Origin of the sequence: Streptomyces endophyticus (assembly GCF_035798155.1) — a bacterium.
Taxonomy (GTDB): domain Bacteria; phylum Actinomycetota; class Actinomycetes; order Streptomycetales; family Streptomycetaceae; genus Streptomyces; species Streptomyces endophyticus.
This window is the reverse complement of sequence record NZ_JAOZYC010000145.1, coordinates 42,823-60,887: the sequence shown is the minus strand read 5'-3', so window position 1 is coordinate 60,887 and position 18,065 is coordinate 42,823. Positions and strand designations below refer to the sequence as shown.

Genomic DNA, 18,065 nt, shown 5'->3' with positions numbered 1-18,065 from the left:
AGACTGTCCAGCTGTTGTCAGGCAATGCCCGGGCAATGCGGTGCCCCGAGTTCAGGCCGAGTGCCTGTATCTGCCATTTCCTTTTTACCCTGTCCGGCAATGCAGTGGGAAGACCAGTTAAAAGTCTCGGTGTGTCTCGCGGGGTGGTTATCCGGAGTCTTTCCCTTAATTTTCCGTGGGGATCTCATGTCGTTGCCATAACGTGATCCGCATCTCGTAGCTTCCTACTGTCTACGCGAGTAGAAAATTTGGGCAGGTACGCTGAACGGACCAGCTCAACCACACACCGGGAGTGCCAGTGGCACGCGTCGTAGTCGACGTCATGCTCAAGCCGGAGATCCTCGACCCCCAGGGCCAGGCGGTGCAGCGTGCGCTGCCGCGCCTCGGTTTCGACGGCATCTCCGACGTACGTCAGGGAAAGCGTTTCGAGCTCGAAGTGGACGGGCCGGTGGATGACGCCGCTCTTGCCCGTATCCATGAGCTGGCGGAAACCTTCCTCGCCAACACCGTGATCGAAAACTTCACCGTCAAGGTGGAAGAGCCCGCGGTGGGGGCCGAAAAGTGACCGCTCGTATTGGCGTCGTCACCTTTCCCGGTTCCCTCGATGATCGCGACACCCAGCGTGCGATCCGGCTTGCCGGTGCGGAGCCGGTCGCGCTCTGGCACAAGGACAAGGACCTGAAGCAGGTCGACGCGGTCGTCCTGCCCGGTGGTTTCTCCTACGGCGATTACCTGCGCGCGGGCGCCATTTCGCGTTTCTCGCCCGTCATGGAGACGCTGATCGACCAGGCGAAGGCGGGCCTTCCCGTCCTCGGGATCTGTAACGGATTCCAGGTCCTCACCGAGGCCCACCTGCTCCCCGGCGCCATGCTCGGCAACGACCACCTGCACTTCATCTGCCGCGATCAGAAGCTGCGGGTGGAGAACGCGGACACCGCCTGGACCGCCGACTACGACGCCGGGCAGGAGATCCACATCCCGCTGAAGAACATGGACGGCCGCTACGTGGCCGACGAGCGCACGCTCGACATGTTGGAGGCGGAAGGGCGCGTCGCGTTCCGGTACGTGGACGTCAACCCGAACGGTTCGCTCCGTGACATCGCCGGCATCACGAACGAGGCGGGCAACGTCGTCGGTCTGATGCCCCACCCGGAGCACGCCGTCGAGCCCCTCATCGGGAGCGGCCGCACCGACGGCCTCCCGTTCTTCACCTCGATCCTCAAGAAGCTGGTCGCCGCCTCATGAGCCTCGACACCACAGAGAACGCCGCGAAGACTCCCGACGTCGAGCTGCCCTGGGCCGAACTCGGCCTGAAGAAGGACGAGTACGAGCGGGTCGTGGAGATCCTCGGCCGCCGTCCCACCGGCGCCGAGCTCGCCATGTACTCGGTCATGTGGTCCGAGCACTGCTCGTACAAGTCCTCCAAGGTCCACCTGCGCCAGTTCGGCGAGAAGGCACCGCAGACCGACGCGCTGCTCGTCGGCATCGGCGAGAACGCCGGCGTCGTCGACGTGGGCAACGGCTACGCCGTCACCTTCAAGGTCGAGTCGCACAACCACCCGTCGTACGTCGAGCCCTACCAGGGCGCGGCCACCGGTGTCGGCGGCATCGTCCGCGACATCATCGCGATGGGCGCGCGCCCGGTCGCGGTCGTGGACCCGCTGCGCATGGGCGCGGCCGACCACCCCGACACCAAGCGCGTGCTGCCCGGTGTCGTCGCCGGCATCGGCGGCTACGGCAACTGCCTGGGCCTGCCGAACATCGGTGGCGAGCTCGTCTTCGACGCCTGCTACCAGGGCAACCCGCTGGTCAACGCCGGTGCCATCGGCGTCATGCGGCACGAGGACATCCACCTCGCGAAGGCGTCGGGCTCCGGCAACAAGGTCATCATGTACGGCGCCCGCACGGGCGGCGACGGCATCGGTGGCGCCTCGATCCTGGCCTCGGAGACCTTCGACGACGCCAAGCCGTCGAAGCGTCCCGCCGTGCAGGTCGGCGACCCCTTCCAGGAGAAGCTCCTCATCGAGTGCACCCTGGAGGCCTTCGCCGAGAAGCTCGTCGTCGGCATCCAGGACCTCGGCGCGGCCGGTATCTCCTGCGCCACCAGCGAGCTGGCGTCCAACGGCTCGGGCGGTATGCGCGTCGAGCTGGACGACGTACCGCTGCGCGACTCCACGCTCTCTCCTGAGGAGATCCTCATGAGCGAGTCGCAGGAACGCATGTGTGCCGTGGTCGAGCCCGAGAAGGTCGACCGCTTCCTGGAGATCTGCGAGAAGTGGGACGTCATCGCCACCGTCATCGGTGAGGTGACCGACGGCGACCGCCTGGAGATCTTCTGGCACGGCGAGAAGATCGTCGACGTCGACCCGCGCACGGTCGCCCACGACGGCCCGGTCTACGAGCGCCCGCTCGCCCGCCCCGACTGGCAGGACGCGCTGCAGGCCGACGACGCGGGCAAGCTGCCGCGTCCTTCGTCGAGTGCCGAGCTGAAGGACCAGGTCCTCGCGCTCGTCTCCTCGCCGAACCAGGCGTCGAAGAAGTGGGTCACCCAGCAGTACGACCACTTCGTGCAGGGCAACACCGTCCTCGCGCAGCCCGAGGACTCGGGCATGATCCGCATCGACGAGGAGACCGGGCTCGGCGTCGCCATCGCGACCGACGGCAACGGCCGCTTCGCGAAGCTCGACCCGTACACGGGCGCGCAGCTCGCCCTCGCGGAGGCGTACCGGAACGTCGCGACGACCGGTGCCAAGCCGCTCGCCGTCTCCGACTGCCTGAACTTCGGTTCGCCCGAGGACCCGGCCGTCATGTGGCAGTTCGCCGAGGCCATCCGTGGTCTCGCGGACGGCTGCCAGCAGCTCGGCACCCCGGTGACCGGCGGCAACGTCTCGCTCTACAACCAGACGGGCGAGGCGGCGATCCACCCGACGCCGGTCGTGGCCGTGCTCGGTGTCATCGACGACGTCGCCCGCCGCACCCCGGTCGCCTTCCAGGAAGAGGGCCAGCTCCTCTACCTGCTCGGCGACACCAGCGAGGAGTTCGGCGGTTCGGCCTGGTCGCAGGTGGTCCACGAGCACCTCGGCGGTCTGCCGCCCAAGGTCGACCTGGAGCGCGAGCGGCTGCTCGGCGAGATCCTCATCTCGGCCTCCCGCGACGGCATGATCGACGCCGCGCACGACCTGTCCGACGGCGGCCTCGTCCAGGCCGTGGTCGAGTCGGCGCTGCTCGGGGGGAAGGGCGCACGCCTGATCGTCCCCGAGGGCCTGGACGCGTTCACGTTCCTCTTCTCGGAGTCGGCGGGCCGCGCGATCGTGTCGATCCCGCGCAGCGAGGAGCTCCGCTTCAACGACATGTGCGGTGCGCGGGGTCTGCCCGTCACCCGCATCGGTGTCGTGGACGGTGACTCCGTCGACATTCAGGGCGAGTTCGCGCTCTCCCTGGACGAGCTGCGTACGGCGCACGAGGGCACGATCCCGGCGCTGCTGGCGTAACGCGTTCCCGTGTGACCCTGTGCCCCGCCCGCCTGTATCGGTAGGCGGGGCACACGCCACGGGGCTCCGCCCCGGACCCCGCGCCTCAATCGCCGGCGGGGCTTGAGGTGGTCGTAGGCTCGCTCCATGCCACCGGCCAAGAGGAAGTCCCGCGTCTACCACCCCGACAAGACCCGCGCCGCCGTTCTGGCCCAGTTCGGCAACGTGCGCAAGGCGGTCGGGACGCTCACGTCCGAGCAGCTCGCCGGGCCGACGCGGCTCGGGGACTGGACCGTGCGGGAGCTCGCCGCGCACATCACGATGGCGACGAGCGCGGTCGCCCGTGGGCTCGCCGCGGCCGGCCCGGCCAAGCCCGAACTCACGCCGCAGGACTGGCCGGTGACCTCGGCCCCGTACGCGCGGGACATCGCCGAGTACGTGACGGGGCTCGCGGCGGACAACGACCTCGCCACGCTCTACGCCGAGGCCGGGCAGAGCCTCGAACGAGCCCTCGCGGACCACTCCGGCGACGCACTCGTCGCCAATCGCACCGGCAACATGACGCTCGCGGACTACCTGCCCACCCGCACCGTCGAGCTGATCGTGCACACCGACGACCTGAACGACGCCGTGCCGGGCCTCGACATCCCGTACGACCGCCAGGCCCTGGCCGCCTGCACCCGGATCCTCGCCGACGCCCTCGCCACCAAGGCCCCCGGCGCCTCCACCGAGGTCCGGATCCCGCCGTTCGCCGTCGTGCAGTGCGTCGAGGGCCCCCGGCACACCCGCGGCACCCCGCCGAACGTCGTGGAGACCGACCCGCTCACCTGGATCCGGCTTGCCACGGGGCGTACGACCTGGCCTGCGGCGGTCGAGGACGCGCTGGTGAGCGCGAGCGGGGAGCGGGCCGACCTGGCGGGCCTGCTGCCGATCATGGCGTGATGCGCACGGGACGCACGGCGGGCCGGAACCGGAACGCGGCGCGCCACGTCCCATTGCCATGCTCACGCTACGTACATCCCGTACACGTGCCCTGATCAGCACCGCAGCCCTGCCGCTCGCCGCGCTGGCCACCGTGACCGCCTGCGGAAACGAGAAGGCCCCGGGCGCCGAGAAGGCCGGGGGAGCCCCGATAACCGGCGTCCACTGGAGCGTGCAGAGCGTGACGGTGGACGGGCGGACGACGAAGGCCCCGGGCAGCGCCTACCTCGAGTTCGTCTCGGACGAGCGGGTGCGCGGCAACTACGGCTGCAACCACTTCGACGCCGAGGCAGCGGTCACCGGGGACAGCGTCGACCTCGGCAAGGCGAAGCGGACCATGATGCTCTGCGAGGGCAAGGACGTCCGCTCCTTCGAGGACACCCTGGCCCGCGCCCTCGCCGACAAGAACACGCTCAGGGCCGCCGGGGAGAAGAACGACCGGCTGACTCTCACACGAGCGAACGGCGACACCGTCACCCTCGCCAAACAGCGTGACGCCGAGCTGGCCGGCACCAAGTGGAACGTCACCAGCCTGAGCGCCGACGACGCCACCCGGTCCCTGCCGAAGGCCGCCCAGGGCAGGGCCCGCCTCGTCTTCGAGAAGGACGGCCACGTCAGCGCCCGACTCGGCTGCAACCAGGGCCGCGCCGAGGCCACCGTCAAGGAAGGGCACATCACCTTCGGGCCCCTGACCAGCACTCGTATGGGCTGTATCGGGGCGGCGGGCGAGGTCGAACAGGCGATGCTCGACGTCCTGAAGAACAAGGCGACCTACGACATCCAGGGCGACGCCCTCACGCTGAAGAAGCCGGACGGCACCGGAATCGGGCTCACAGCCGCCGACAGCTCCCCCGGCCGATGAGTTCGGTCACATCCGCCCCGGTCAACCCGCGTAGCCCCGGTCCCCAATTCGGACCACTGGGGGATCACGTCTACACTCGGTTGCGTGCCACGTGGTGACGGTCGACTCAATCATGATCTGCTCCCCGGCGAGAAAGGCCCCCAGGACGCTTGCGGCGTCTTCGGTGTCTGGGCTCCGGGTGAAGAGGTCGCCAAGCTCACTTACTTCGGGCTCTACGCCCTCCAACATCGGGGCCAGGAATCCGCGGGAATCGCGGTCAGCAACGGCTCCCAGATCCTCGTCTTCAAGGACATGGGACTCGTCTCCCAGGTCTTCGACGAAACATCCCTAGGGTCCCTGCAAGGTCATATCGCGGTCGGTCACGCCCGCTACTCGACCACCGGGGCCTCCGTATGGGAGAACGCCCAGCCGACGTTCCGGGCCACCGCGCACGGTTCGATCGCCCTGGGGCACAACGGCAACCTGGTCAACACGGCGCACCTCGCCGAGCTGGTCGCCGAGCTCCCCAAGGAGAGTGGACGCGCGACCCAGGTCGCGGCCACCAACGACACCGACCTGGTGACGGCCCTGCTCGCGGGGCAGGTCGACGAGGACGGCAAGCCGCTGACCGTGGAAGAGGCGGCCGCCAAGGTGCTGCCCCAGGTCCAGGGCGCCTTCTCGCTCGTCTTCATGGACGAGAACACGCTGTACGCAGGACGTGACCCGCAGGGCATCCGCCCGCTGGTCCTCGGCCGCCTGGAGCGCGGCTGGGTCGTCGCCTCGGAGTCCGCGGCGCTCGACATCTGTGGCGCCGCGTACGTCCGCGAGATCGAGCCGGGCGAGTTCGTCGCCATCGACGAGAATGGCCTGCGAACGTCCCGCTTCGCCGAAGCAAAGCCGAAGGGCTGCGTCTTCGAGTACGTGTACCTGGCCCGTCCCGACACGGACATCGCCGGCCGGAACGTGTACCTCTCCCGTGTGGAGATGGGCCGCCGGCTCGCCAAGGAAGCCCCGGCCGACGCCGACCTCGTCATAGCCACCCCGGAATCCGGGACTCCGGCCGCGGTCGGCTACGCGGAGGCCTCCGGCATCCCGTTCGGCAACGGCCTGGTGAAGAACGCCTACGTCGGCCGCACGTTCATCCAGCCCTCCCAGACGATCCGCCAGCTCGGCATCCGTCTGAAGCTGAACCCGCTCAAGGAAGTCATCAAGGGCAAGCGTCTGGTCGTCGTCGACGACTCGATCGTGCGCGGCAACACCCAGCGCGCCCTGGTCCGCATGCTCCGCGAGGCCGGCGCGGCGGAGATCCACGTGCGGATCTCCTCGCCGCCCATCAAGTGGCCCTGCTTCTTCGGCATCGACTTCGCGACCCGCGCGGAGCTGATCGCCAACGGCATGACGGTCGAGGAGATCGGCACCTCGCTCGGGGTCGACTCGCTCTCGTACATCTCCATCGACGGCATGATCGAGGCGACCACCATCGCCAAGCCGAACCTCTGCCGTGCCTGCTTCGACGGTGAGTACCCGATGGACCTTCCCGACCCGGAGCTCCTCGGCAAGCAGCTCCTGGAGACGGAACTGGCCGCAGGTCCTGCGTCCACGGCTGCGTCCGACGCGATCCGTCGCCCGTAGACCCCGATTCACCCAACCCGAAAGATCCCAGGCAATGTCTGAGACCCAGTCCTCCGGTGCCTCCTACGCGACTGCTTCGTACAAAACAGCAGGTGTCGACATTGAAGCCGGCGACCGCGCCGTAGAGCTGATGAAGGAGTGGGTGAAGAAGACGCAGCGCCCCGAGGTCCTCGGCGGCCTCGGCGGCTTCGCCGGTCTCTTCGACGCCTCCGCCCTGAAGAAGTACGAGCGCCCGCTGCTCGCCTCGGCCACCGACGGCGTCGGCACGAAGGTCGACATCGCCCGCCAGCTGGGCGTCTACGACACGATCGGCCATGACCTCGTCGCGATGGTCATGGACGACATCGTGGTGTGCGGCGCCGAGCCGCTCTTCATGACCGACTACATCTGTGTCGGCAAGGTCCACCCCGAGCGGGTCGCCGGCATCGTGAAGGGCATCGCCGAGGGCTGCGTCCTCGCGGGCTGCTCCCTCATCGGCGGCGAGACCGCGGAGCACCCCGGTCTGCTCGGCCCGGACGACTTCGACGTCGCGGGCGCCGGCACGGGCGTCGTGGAGCACGACAACCTGCTGGGCCCGGATCGCATCCGCACGGGTGACGCGGTGATCGCCATGGCGTCCTCCGGTCTTCACTCGAACGGGTACTCACTGGTCCGCCACGTGCTCCTGGAGCGCGCGGGGATGGACCTGGGCGAGCACGTCGAGGAACTCGGCCGCACGCTCGGTGAGGAGCTCCTGGAGCCGACGAAGATCTACTCCCTGGACTGCCTCTCACTCATCAGCACCACCGAGGTCCACGCCTTCAGCCACATCACGGGCGGCGGCCTCGCGGCGAACCTGGCCCGCGTGATCCCGGACGGCCTGCACGCCACGGTCGACCGCTCCACGTGGACCCCGGACCCGATCTTCGACCTGGTCGGAAAGAAGGGTCAGGTCGAGCGCCTGGAGCTGGAGAAGACGCTGAACATGGGCGTCGGCATGATGGCGATCGTCCCGCAGGAGTCGGTGGAGGTCGCCCTGGCGACCCTGGCCGACCGCGGCGTGGACTCCTGGGTGGCCGGCGAGATCGTCGAGCGCGGCGAGCACAGCACGGGCGCCGAGCTCACCGGGGACTACGCCAAGTAGTCCCCGTGGGGGCGCCCTCGCCCCCGTGCACGGACAGCTGTACGGACAGCACAAAACCCGGTCCGGCGTGGTGACCACCCCGGACCGGGTGAAGTGCAGCGACTGCGACGCCGCTGACGTGTTACGAGGTCAAGCGCCGCGGCGCTGTGACGAAGGACCGGACTCGCCGTCCCCGTCCTCGTCCTCGTCGTACGTATCCGCGTAGCGGGCGTACGGGTCGTCTTCCTCGTCGTCATCCTCGAAAGGCTCGCCGTTCGGCGGCTGATTCGATACTGGATCCGACGTGGATGCGCCTAGCTCGTTGGCCAGACGCGACAGGTCAGTCCCGCCGCTGTTGTACTTCAGCTGGCGGGCGACCTTCGTCTGCTTGGCCTTGGCCCGGCCGCGCCCCATGGCTCGACCCCCTCGGTGATGGGGCTTCATGGCCCCAGAGTCTTGACACGCGTACATGATCTAGAACGGACTCCCCGTAGGGAGACCGGTCCGTAGGGCTTCCACGGTACCTGAGCCCACGCCCATACGGTACGTCGCCCGCAGGACGCGCCTGCGCGCAGGACCAGCCAGGAGCCCCTTCCTCGCTGGTCAGCTGCGATTTTAACCTCTTCCTGACGAGCGACCCGCCGAGGGGCGTGATGCTCGTTACGCGCCGGGCCCCATCAGCCCCGCCCGCGGGCCTCGGCCATCCGCTGCTCGGCGATCCGGTCGGCCGCCGCGGCCGGCGGAATCCCATCCGTCTTCGCACGGGCAAAGATGGAAAGCGTCGTGTCGAAGATCTTCGCGGCCTTCGCCCTGCACCGGTCGAAGTCAAAGCCGTGCAGCTCTTCGGCGACCTGGATGACGCCGCCCGCGTTCACCACGTAGTCCGGCGCGTAGAGGATCCCGCGGTCCGCGAGGTCCTTCTCGACGCCCGGGTGCGCGAGCTGGTTGTTCGCCGCGCCGCACACCACCTTCGCGGTCAGCACCGGCACGGAGTCGTCGTTCAGCGCGCCGCCCAGGGCGCAGGGCGCGTAGATGTCGAGCCCCTCCACGCGGATCAGGGCCTCGGTGTCGGCGGCGACCGTGACCTCGGGGTGCCGGTCGGTGATCTGCCGCACGGACTCCTCGCGGACGTCGGTCACCACGACCTCGGCACCGTCCTCCAGGAGGTGCTCGACGAGGTGGTGTCCCACCTTGCCCACACCGGCGATGCCGACCTTGCGGCCGCGCAGCGTGGGATCGCCCCACAGGTGCTGGGCGCTGGCCCGCATGCCCTGGAAGACGCCGAAGGCGGTGAGTACGGAGGAGTCGCCCGCGCCCCCGTTCTCGGGGGAGCGCCCGGTGGTCCAGCGGCACTCGCGCGCCACGACGTCCATGTCGGCGACATACGTGCCGACGTCGCACGCGGTCACGTACCGGCCACCGAGCGAGGCCACGAACCGGCCGTAGGCGAGCAGCAGCTGCTCGCTCTTCACCGTGTGCGGGTCGCCGATGATCACGGCCTTGCCGCCACCGTGGTCGAGCCCGGCCATGGCGTTCTTGTAGGACATGCCGCGCGCGAGGTTCAGCGCGTCGGCGACCGCTTCCTCCTCGGAGGCGTACGGATAGAAGCGCGTGCCGCCGAGGGCCGGGCCCAGGGCGGTGTTGTGGAGGGCGATGACGGCCTTGAGGCCGCTGGCGCGGTCCTGGCAGAGGACGACCTGCTCGTGGCCGCCCTGTTCCGAATGGAAGAGCGTGTGCAGAACGCCGGAGGCTACGGAGGTGCCAGAGGTGGTGACAGCGTCGCCGGTCACATCGGTCACTGTGGTGACTCCCAAGTACATAGCGGCGGTTGGGCGGAATCCCGTGCGGGTGGCGGGCCTTCCGTCGGTGCTTGTGGGCAAGAGATTAGAGCGTGCGCGGGCCCGCCACGGGCGCAGTGCTCAGGATCACCCTCGCGCGCCCGTGGGCGCCGGAAGTAGGGCCGAATCCCGCCGCGTCGCCACGTGGGACGATTTGCAGTGTTTTCCAGCCGGTGGGCGGGGGAGGGAGCAGCCGTGCCCAAGGTGTCCTCGGTGACCGTTCCGTACGCGGCGTATCTGCGCGTGTACGAGCCCCTCGCAGCCTTCCCGCAGCCCGAACGCGGCCATTGGGAGCGCTACGCGAAACGCGAGACTCTCCCCTCCTACCAGGACGAACTGCGCCGTTCCCTGGCCGATCTGCTGCCCACGCCGCCGGTTCCCGTGCCGGTGCACGAGAGCGACGACGCGTTCGTGATCGTGCTCGACGGGGTGGTGTGCGTCTGCCCGTGGCGCACGCGGCTGCGCGGCTGGCAGGCCCTGGACGAGTTGCCGGGCGAGCTGCCGGCGCCGGTCCTGGACGCGGCGATCCCCCCGGTGGTGCGCCGGCAGTCGGCCGCCGACTACGACCGCTGGCTGGAGCGCAACCCCGACGCCCGGCCCTGGATCCGTACGTCCACGTGGCAGGTGCCGATCAACTGGTTCGTGCTCGTGTCGGACGACGAGCGCGAGTACGAGCAGAAGAGCGACGAGAGCGGGTCGGAGGGTGTCGGCGTCCCGCGGCTCCGCTATCGCACGCCGATGGTGCAGGCGAGGCGCCGGATCGCGCGGGGTCTGAAGGCGCTGAAGGACTCGATCGAGGAAGGCCCCCTGATCGACGGCCTGGTAGATGTGGGGCGCTGGCTCGAGGAATTCCACCCCCGTTCGTACGTCGAGCTCGACTACGGCGGGCTCGTGCACTCCCTGCCGCAGGACTTCCTCGAGGAGGACCACTCGGCGGCGGATGTCGCCGAGGGCATCGCGGCGCTGCGCGTCGGTGACGAGGACGGTGCGGGAGAGGCGTACGCGAGGCTTGTGGAACGCTGGCGGGTGGCGCGGGACCGGCAGTTCGCGAACTGAACCCCCAAGTGAGGCCGCTCACACCGGTCTTCAGGACCTAGGTCCTGATCCGGGCTTTTGCCTCAAGCGTGACGGACAGCACTTACGGGGACCTTGCGCCCATCACCCCCCCTCGTGCCAAAATAGGACAAGGAGCCCGGGGAGGGCTCCTTCCGTCCAACTAAGTCCAACCATGGACGGATTACTCAGCATTGCACTGCCGCTGGGGGGTCTGATGGCTCCTGATCGCTCTGTGACTGATCGTCACTGTGGCGTGACTGTCCGCTATGGCACGGTCCATCGGCATCCGTCGCTGATGAACACCTGGGAGGGCAATTCCATCGGTTTGGCCGACGTGGCTGGACGGATGGTGTAGTTGTAGTGCCGAGGACAAGCCGTTCGTCCTATAACCGACTCGACTCGCGTCCGCCATTTCGGGCAACGCGGGTCAAGGTGCAGAATTTAGAGGAATGAACCGAGAAGGTTCGGTTCTCCGAGGAGGCCGCTCATGACCGCTCGCACCCCTGATGCCGAGCCGCTGCTGACCCCGGCTGAGGTCGCCACGATGTTCCGCGTCGACCCCAAGACGGTCACGCCCTGGGCGAAGGCTGGCAAGCTCACGTCGATCCGTACGCTCGGCGGACACCGCCGCTACCGCGAGGCCGAGGTCCGCGCCCTGCTTGCGGGTATCCCGCAGCAGCGCAGCGAGGCCTGAGGCACCGCATAACGCAGCAATACGGGCGTTCCGGGTCCCCCAACCCGGCACATGCCCACCCATAGCTCCACTCGACGCGGGTCCTGCCCCAACAGGACTCCTTCTTATGAAGACCGCCGAGGCGTCATCTCAACTGCCTCATGCAAGCGTCGTTCGATCGCGCTGGACTCCGCCGGGTCCAGCGCGATCTTTTTTGTGCGCGCGGGCCGGTCCCCGGTGGGGGTTCATGTGTGCCTCTGTGGCCACCTGTCGAGGGTGGTGCAATTGCACATATTAAATTGAGCCGTTGTAGGGAGGGGGTAAGAAACGGTGTTTCCAAAACAAGTTCGGTGACTCCCGTCACACGCCTTGCCGCTTGTTGCAGGTGACGCCCTTGCGCTAATGGGCGCCGGCGCCGGTGCACGCTCCTGCCCGCGCCATCGACTCTCCCTAGGCTGCCACCAGTTGAGGGCGCGCAGGGTCGCCTTTGGTCACCTCTTCGGGGGTCTTTCGTCCCCGCCGCTCCCGCAGGCGCTCCCGCGGCGCTCCAGGGGCCTTCCCGGCGGGCCCCTGGAGCGCCGTGGGAGGTGACGGGTGCTCAGCGGCCGGGCGGGAGCGGTCCCGTGGCGCCGTGCGCCCTTGGGAAACGAAAGAACCCCCGCACCGTACGGTGCGGGGGTTCTTCTTTACTGCGGTCCTGACGGGATTTGAACCCGCGGCCTCCACCTTGACAGGGTGGCGAGCACTCCAAGCTGCTCCACAGGACCAGGTTTTCGCTGCGCTGTACTGCGTTGCGCTGCGAGACAGGACTCTACAGCAGCGCAGGCCGTGCGGTCGAACTCACCGTGTGCGGTCGGCCGATCACGGAACCTGCGCGTCGATCGCCTTCACGATCCGCTTGTCCGAGACGGGGTACGCCGTGCCCAGCGCGTGGGCGAAGTAGCTGACCCGCAGCTCCTCGATCATCCAGCGGATGTCGAGCACCTCCTGCGGCACGGGCCGTCCCTGCGGCATCTGCTCAAGGAGCCACAGGTACTCGTCCCGCATCTCGTGGACCTTCTCCATGCGGGTGGTGTCCCGCTGGACGCTGGTCGGCATCTGCTGGAGCCGGCGGTCGGCCGCGACGAGATAGCGCATCAGGTCGGACAGCCGCCGCAGACCGGTGGCCGTGACGAAGCCCGGCTTCACCAGCTCGTTCAACTGGGCGCGCACGTCCTGGAGGTTGGGCAGCAGCACCGTGCTCTTCGTGGACTTCAGGCGCCGCTCGCAGGCCTGCCAGGCCGCCAGGACCTGCTGCACCTGGCCGACCGCCTTCACCGTGGTGTCGACGATCTCCGCGCGCACCTTGTCGTAGAGCTTCCGGTACGACTCCTCGTCCCACGCGGGACCGCCGAAGTCGCCGATGAGCTTGTCCGCCGCCGCCATCGCGCAGTCGTCGAAGAGCGCCTGGACGGAGCCGTGCGGGTTCGCGGACAGGGCGAGCTTCTGCGCGTTGCTCAGCTTGTCCGAGGCGAACTTGCCCGGGTTCACCGGGATGTTGCGCAGGATGAGCCGGCGCGTGCCCTTCCACATCGCCTGCGCCTGCTCGGCCTCGCTGTCGAAGAGGCGTACGGAGACGGTGTCGCCGTCGTCGACCAGGGCCGGGAAGGCCTTCACCGGCTGGCCCGCGCGCCGGGTCTCGAAGACCTTCGCCAGCGTGCCGACGCTCCAGTCGGTGAGGCCGGTGCGCTCCACGGACGGGCCGCCGGATCGCTCCGCGGTGGCCTTGGCCGCCTGGGAGATCGCCTGCCGGGCCTTCGGCTTCAGCCGGAGCTTGAGCGCCTCCAGATCCTTGTCCTCGGCGAGCTTGCGGCGCCGCTCGTCGACGATCCGGAAAGTGATCTTCAGGTGGTCCGGTACGCGGGTCAGGTCGAAGTCGTCCGGCGCGACCGGGACGCCGACCATGCGCTGGAGCTCGCGCGCGAGCGTGACCGGCAGCGGCTCCTGCAGCGGCACCGCCCGGTCCAGGAACGCCTTCGCGAAGTTCGGCGCCGGCACGTAATTGCGGCGGATCGGCTTGGGGAGGGACCGGATCAGCTCGACGACCACGTCCTCGCGCAGGCCGGGGATCTGCCAGTCGAAGCCCTCGTCGGTGACCTGGTTGAGCACCTGCAACGGGAGATGGACGGTCACGCCGTCCGCGTCCGCCCCCGGCTCGAACTGGTACGTCACCCGGAACTTCAGCCCGCCCTGACGCCAGGAATCCGGGTAGTCGTCCTTGGTGACCGCCTCCGCCGACTCGCGGATCAGCATCGAGCGCTCGAAGTCGAGGAGTTCGGGCTCCTCGCTCTTCTTCTGCTTCCACCAGGAGTCGAAGTGGGCGCCGGACACGACGTGTTCGGGTACCCGCTGGTCGTAGAAGTCGAAGAGCGTCTCGTCGTCGACCACGATGTCGCGGCGGCGCGCCCGGTGCTCCAACTCCTCGACCTCGGTGAGGAGTCGGCGGTTGTCGGCGAAGAACTTGTGGTGCGTGCGCCAGTCGCCCTCGACCAGGGCGTTGCGGATGAACAGCTCGCGGCTGACCTCGGCGTCGATCCGCCCGTAGTTCACCTTGCGCTGGGCGACGAGCGGGACGCCGTACAGCGTGACCTTCTCGTACGCCATCACGGCCGCCTGGTCCTTCTCCCAGTGCGGCTCGCTGTACGTGCGCTTGAGCAGGTGCTCGGCGAGCGGCTCGACCCACTCGGGCTCGATCTTCGCGTTGACGCGGGCCCAGAGGCGGCTGGTCTCCACGAGCTCCGCCGACATCACGAACCGCGGGGGCTTCTTGAAGAGGGCCGAGCCGGGGAAGATCGCGAACTTGGCGTTGCGGGCGCCGATGTACTCGTTGCGTCCGCGGTCGCGGCCGGCCTGCTTCGGGTCCTTCTGCGCCGACTCCTTGGTCTCCTTCACATCTTTCATGCCGATGTGCGAGAGCAAACCGGAAAGAAGGGAGACGTGGATGGAGTCGTCCGCCGCGGGAGTGTCGGCGTCGCCCAGATGGATGCCCATCTGCTTCGCGACCGTCCGCAGCTGCGTGTAGATGTCCTGCCACTCGCGGATGCGCAGGAAGTTCAGGTACTCGCGCTTGCACATGCGGCGGAAGGCGGAGGAGCCGAGTTCCTTCTGCTGCTCGCGTACGTAGCGCCACAGGTTCAGGAAGGCGAGGAAGTCGCTCGTCTCGTCCTTGAAGCGGGCGTGCTGCTGGTCGGCCTGCGCCTGCTTGTCGGAGGGGCGCTCGCGCGGGTCCTGGATGGAGAGCGCCGCGGCGATCACCATGACCTCGCGTACGCAGCCGTTCTTGTCGGCCTCCAGGACCATGCGGGCCAGGCGCGGGTCGACGGGGAGCTGGGCGAGCTTGCGGCCCTGCTCCGTGAGCCGCTTGCGGACGTCCTTCTGGGAGGGGTCCAACGCGCCCAGTTCCTGGAGGAGTTGGACGCCGTCGCGGATGTTGCGGTGGTCCGGCGGGTCGATGAAGGGGAACTTCTCGATCTCGCCGAGGCCCGCCGAGGTCATCTGGAGGATGACGGAGGCCAGGTTCGTACGGAGGATCTCCGCGTCCGTGAACTCCGGGCGGCCGAGGAAGTCGTCCTCGGAGTAGAGGCGGATGCAGATGCCGTCGGACGTACGGCCGCAGCGGCCCTTGCGCTGGTTGGCGCTGGCCTGGCTGACCGGCTCGATGGGCAGTCGCTGCACCTTCGTACGGTGCGAATAGCGCGAGATACGGGCCGTGCCGGGGTCGATCACGTACTTGATGCCGGGGACCGTCAGGGAGGTCTCCGCGACGTTCGTGGCGAGCACGATGCGGCGGCCCGTGTGGCGCTGGAAGACGCGGTTCTGCTCGGCGTGCGAAAGGCGCGCGTACAGCGGGAGCACCTCGGTGCTGTGTACGACAGCGCCTCCGGCGCGGGCGTACTTCTTCTCCAGCGCGTCCGCCGTGTCACGGATCTCGCGCTCCCCGGAGAGGAAGACCAGGACGTCGCCGGGCCCTTCCTTCTGGAGCTCGTCGACGGCGTCCGTGATCGCGGTGATCTGGTCGCGGTCGGAGTCTTCGCCCCGCTCTTCGAGGAGCGGGCGGTACCGCACCTCCACCGGATACGTACGGCCGCTGACCTCGACGATCGGCGCGTCCCCGAAGTGCCGCGAGAAGCGCTCGGGGTCGATGGTCGCGGAGGTGATGACGACCTTCAGGTCCGGGCGCCTCGGCAGCAGCTGCGCCAGGTAGCCAAGGAGGAAGTCGATGTTCAGGGACCGCTCGTGGGCCTCGTCGATGATGATCGTGTCGTACGCGCGCAGCTCGCGGTCCGTCTGGATCTCGGCCAGCAGGATGCCGTCCGTCATGAGCTTGACGAACGTGCCGTCCTGGTCGACCTGGTCGGTGAACCGGACCTTCCAGCCGACCGCCTCGCCCAGCGGCGTGTGCAGCTCGTCGGCGACGCGCTCGGCGACCGTGCGGGCGGCGATGCGGCGCGGCTGGGTGTGCCCGATCATGCCGCGCACGCCACGGCCGAGTTCGAGACAGATCTTCGGGATCTGCGTCGTCTTTCCCGATCCGGTCTCACCGGCGACGATCACGACCTGGTGGTCGCGGATCGCCGCGGCGATCTCGTCCTTCTTCTGGCTGACCGGGAGCTGCTCGGGATACGTGACGTCGAGGGCCGCGCGGCGCTCGCGACGGATGTCCGTGCGGACGGCCGCCTTCTCGGCCTCCGCGTCGATCTCCGCGACGACGGCGGCGCGGGCCTCCGGCTTACGGATCTTGCGGGCGCCTTCGAGCCTGCGCCCGAGGCGGTGCGCATCGCGCAGGGACAACTCGGAGATCCGCCGCGCTACGGCGGCGAACTGATCGGCGGCGGGGGCAGGCTGCGTAGACATACGACCCCAAGGATCTCACCTCGGGGAAATGCGTGGCGACCGGTTTTGCGGTTGGTGCGCAGGGGTGGCCGGGGCCCGTGTCCGGATGTAGAGCGCGGACGCGTGACTTAACGTGCGGATATGTCCCACATGCCCGATGAGCCCGAACCGGAGAAGGCGCACCCGCCGCACGGCGCGCACGGGCGCCCGCTGAGCGGGGCCGACCGCTGGAAGGGGTTCAAGGGCTCACCGTTCTTCCCGGCCTGCGTGCTCGTCCTGATCCTGTCCGCGGCGGCGGCCCTGTTCGCCGGCTCGTACACGTACTCCATGGCGAACCCGACGCCGCACAACATCCCGACCGGGGTCACCGGCGCGTACGACCAGGCACAGGGCCAGCGGTTCCTGGGCGCGATGGAGAAGGCGCTCGACGCGCAGCTGGACCTCAAGCCCTACGACTCCCGGGCAGAGGCCCGCGACGCCCTCGACGCCCAGAAGATCTACGCGGTCCTCGACGTACGCGGCGGCGGCTCGCGCGTCCACATCGACGTCTCCGGCGCCTCCGGGGTCACCGTCGCCCAGGTCTTCACCGAGGCGGCGCCCCCGGTGAGCAGGGCGACCGGCATCCCGGTGACGGTGAAGGACGTGAACCCGCTGCAGGGCGGGGACCCGCGCGGCCTCACGATCTTCTACATCACGCTCGCCGCGGTGATCATCGGCTTCGTCGGCGCGATCCAGCTCAGCGTGCACGCGCGGGGCCTCAACCCGGCCGAGCGGATCGCCTTCACGGTCGCCTACGCGCTGCTCGGCGGGTTCGCCGTGGCGGCGGTCGCGGACTGGGGGCTCGGCGCGGTGGACCTGCCCTTCGTCGAGTCCTGGCTGATCCTCGCGCTGACGATGTTCACCTGCGGCATGGTCTTCACGATGTTCAACACGTTCTTCCACCGCTGGGCGATGATCCCGACCTGGGGCCTGCTGGTCCTGCTCGGCAACCCGGCGTCCGGCGGCGCGGTCGCACCCCCGCTGCTGCCCACGGTGATCGGCCGCCTCGGCCAGTGGCTGCCACCGGGAGCCTCGTACAACGCCCAGCACACGGCGGTCTACTTCCAGGGCAACCAGCACGCCTTCCCGATCCTGGTGCTGGCCGGCTGGGCCCTGGTCTCCTGCGCCCTCTTCTGGTTCTGGCGGCATCGCCACCCGGGCGGCCGGGGCACGGGACCGCTGCACGCGGCGCCGGTCTGAACAGGGAAGTCGGGGGCCGGGAAACGCAATAGGCCCCGTCCGGAGACGGGGCCTAGTTCCTGTGGCTGGGGCCGGGATCGAACCGGCGACCTATCGCTTTTCAGGCGATCGCTCGTACCAACTGAGCTACCCAGCCACGAAGTTCACGAGGAACTTCAGCGGTCCTGACGGGATTTGAACCCGCGGCCTCCACCTTGACAGGGTGGCGAGCACTCCAAACTGCTCCACAGGACCCAGCTGTTGTGTGCGAGACAAGCAAGAGCAAGTCTCTCACACGGTCGTACGTGCCCCCAACGGGATTCGAACCCGTGCTACCGCCTTGAAAGGGCGGCGTCCTAGGCCGCTAGACGATGAGGGCTAT

The 18,065-nt window shown here is 68.7% G+C and carries 13 protein-coding genes and 4 tRNA genes; 10 read left to right on the top strand and 7 right to left on the bottom strand.

Translation table 11 applies throughout. The features are described from left to right. Positions 1 to 292 precede the first annotated feature (292 nt). From purS to purM, 7 genes are all read left to right on the top strand, one after another. A complete protein-coding gene (gene purS, locus OKJ99_RS27845; protein ID WP_266712288.1) occupies positions 293 to 565 on the top strand; it encodes a phosphoribosylformylglycinamidine synthase subunit PurS in 273 nt (90 codons plus the stop codon). Then, positions 562 to 1,245, top strand: a complete 684-nt coding sequence (purQ, locus tag OKJ99_RS27840; protein WP_326020423.1) for a phosphoribosylformylglycinamidine synthase subunit PurQ — start codon at positions 562 to 564, stop codon at positions 1,243 to 1,245. Before purS ends, purQ begins: the two co-directional genes overlap by 4 nt. Continuing rightward, positions 1,242 to 3,491 (top strand): phosphoribosylformylglycinamidine synthase subunit PurL, encoded by a 2,250-nt coding sequence (gene purL / locus OKJ99_RS27835; protein WP_326020422.1) that lies wholly within the window; start codon positions 1,242 to 1,244, stop codon positions 3,489 to 3,491. Before purQ ends, purL begins: the two co-directional genes overlap by 4 nt. A gap of 126 nt (positions 3,492 to 3,617) precedes the next feature. Next, on the top strand, positions 3,618 to 4,412 hold the full coding sequence (locus OKJ99_RS27830) for a maleylpyruvate isomerase family mycothiol-dependent enzyme (RefSeq protein ID WP_326020421.1): 795 nt from the start codon (positions 3,618 to 3,620) through the stop codon (positions 4,410 to 4,412). Between the two features lie 58 nt (positions 4,413 to 4,470). Beyond that, positions 4,471 to 5,313 carry an META domain-containing protein gene (locus OKJ99_RS27825; RefSeq protein WP_326020419.1) on the top strand — a complete coding sequence of 281 codons (843 nt, stop codon included), beginning with the start codon at positions 4,471 to 4,473 and terminating at the stop codon, positions 5,311 to 5,313. A gap of 84 nt (positions 5,314 to 5,397) precedes the next feature. Next, on the top strand, positions 5,398 to 6,924 hold the full coding sequence (purF, locus tag OKJ99_RS27820) for an amidophosphoribosyltransferase (RefSeq protein WP_326020417.1): 1,527 nt from the start codon (positions 5,398 to 5,400) through the stop codon (positions 6,922 to 6,924). A gap of 34 nt (positions 6,925 to 6,958) precedes the next feature. Further along, positions 6,959 to 8,047, top strand: a complete 1,089-nt coding sequence (gene purM, locus OKJ99_RS27815) for a phosphoribosylformylglycinamidine cyclo-ligase (RefSeq protein WP_326020416.1) — start codon at positions 6,959 to 6,961, stop codon at positions 8,045 to 8,047. Positions 8,048 to 8,176: 129 nt separating this feature from the next. On the opposite strand, the gene OKJ99_RS27810 is transcribed toward purM, so the two are convergent. Continuing rightward, on the bottom strand, positions 8,177 to 8,440 hold the full coding sequence (locus OKJ99_RS27810) for a DUF3073 domain-containing protein (RefSeq protein ID WP_326020415.1): 264 nt from the start codon (positions 8,438 to 8,440) through the stop codon (positions 8,177 to 8,179). A gap of 263 nt (positions 8,441 to 8,703) precedes the next feature. Then, positions 8,704 to 9,846, bottom strand: coding sequence for a Leu/Phe/Val dehydrogenase (locus OKJ99_RS27805; protein WP_407700778.1), 1,143 nt, complete (start codon positions 9,844 to 9,846; stop codon positions 8,704 to 8,706). 213 nt (positions 9,847 to 10,059) lie between these two features. Here OKJ99_RS27805 and OKJ99_RS27800 point away from each other — a divergent pair, with 213 nt between their 5' ends. Both OKJ99_RS27800 and bldC read left to right on the top strand, forming a co-directional pair. Beyond that, a complete protein-coding gene (locus OKJ99_RS27800; protein ID WP_326020412.1) occupies positions 10,060 to 10,920 on the top strand; it encodes a hypothetical protein in 861 nt (286 codons plus the stop codon). A gap of 487 nt (positions 10,921 to 11,407) precedes the next feature. Beyond that, positions 11,408 to 11,614 carry a developmental transcriptional regulator BldC gene (bldC, locus tag OKJ99_RS27795; protein ID WP_326020411.1) on the top strand — a complete coding sequence of 69 codons (207 nt, stop codon included), beginning with the start codon at positions 11,408 to 11,410 and terminating at the stop codon, positions 11,612 to 11,614. Positions 11,615 to 12,285: 671 nt separating this feature from the next. On the opposite strand, the gene OKJ99_RS27790 is transcribed toward bldC, so the two are convergent. Together OKJ99_RS27790 and hrpA are read right to left on the bottom strand one after the other, a co-directional pair. Then, positions 12,286 to 12,360: transfer RNA gene (locus OKJ99_RS27790), tRNA-Asp, on the bottom strand. 94 nt (positions 12,361 to 12,454) lie between these two features. Beyond that, positions 12,455 to 16,486 (bottom strand): ATP-dependent RNA helicase HrpA, encoded by a 4,032-nt coding sequence (hrpA, locus tag OKJ99_RS27785; protein ID WP_326020409.1) that lies wholly within the window; start codon positions 16,484 to 16,486, stop codon positions 12,455 to 12,457. A 129-nt stretch (positions 16,487 to 16,615) separates the two neighbouring features. Between hrpA and OKJ99_RS27780 the strand changes: the two genes are divergently transcribed. Then, positions 16,616 to 17,704, top strand: coding sequence for an ABC transporter permease (locus OKJ99_RS27780; RefSeq protein WP_326020442.1), 1,089 nt, complete (start codon positions 16,616 to 16,618; stop codon positions 17,702 to 17,704). Between the two features lie 62 nt (positions 17,705 to 17,766). Here OKJ99_RS27780 and OKJ99_RS27775 read toward each other — a convergent pair. From OKJ99_RS27775 to OKJ99_RS27765, 3 genes are all read right to left on the bottom strand, one after another. Further along, positions 17,767 to 17,840, bottom strand: a tRNA-Phe gene (locus OKJ99_RS27775). A 23-nt stretch (positions 17,841 to 17,863) separates the two neighbouring features. Further along, positions 17,864 to 17,938, bottom strand: a tRNA-Asp gene (locus OKJ99_RS27770). 51 nt (positions 17,939 to 17,989) lie between these two features. Further along, positions 17,990 to 18,062: transfer RNA gene (locus OKJ99_RS27765), tRNA-Glu, on the bottom strand. Between the last annotated feature and the right edge of the window lie 3 nt (positions 18,063 to 18,065).

Coding starts and splice junctions, on each gene's coding strand:
- purL (WP_326020422.1), top strand. CDS start 1,242: ATGAGCCTCGACACCACAGAGAACGCCGCGAAGACTCCCGACGTCGAG.
- OKJ99_RS27830 (WP_326020421.1), top strand. CDS start 3,618: ATGCCACCGGCCAAGAGGAAGTCCCGCGTCTACCACCCCGACAAGACC.
- OKJ99_RS27825 (WP_326020419.1), top strand. CDS start 4,471: ATGCTCACGCTACGTACATCCCGTACACGTGCCCTGATCAGCACCGCA.
- purM (WP_326020416.1), top strand. CDS start 6,959: ATGTCTGAGACCCAGTCCTCCGGTGCCTCCTACGCGACTGCTTCGTAC.
- OKJ99_RS27810 (WP_326020415.1), bottom strand. CDS start 8,440: ATGGGGCGCGGCCGGGCCAAGGCCAAGCAGACGAAGGTCGCCCGCCAG.
- OKJ99_RS27805 (WP_407700778.1), bottom strand. CDS start 9,846: ATGTACTTGGGAGTCACCACAGTGACCGATGTGACCGGCGACGCTGTC.
- bldC (WP_326020411.1), top strand. CDS start 11,408: ATGACCGCTCGCACCCCTGATGCCGAGCCGCTGCTGACCCCGGCTGAG.
- hrpA (WP_326020409.1), bottom strand. CDS start 16,486: ATGTCTACGCAGCCTGCCCCCGCCGCCGATCAGTTCGCCGCCGTAGCG.
- OKJ99_RS27780 (WP_326020442.1), top strand. CDS start 16,616: ATGCCCGATGAGCCCGAACCGGAGAAGGCGCACCCGCCGCACGGCGCG.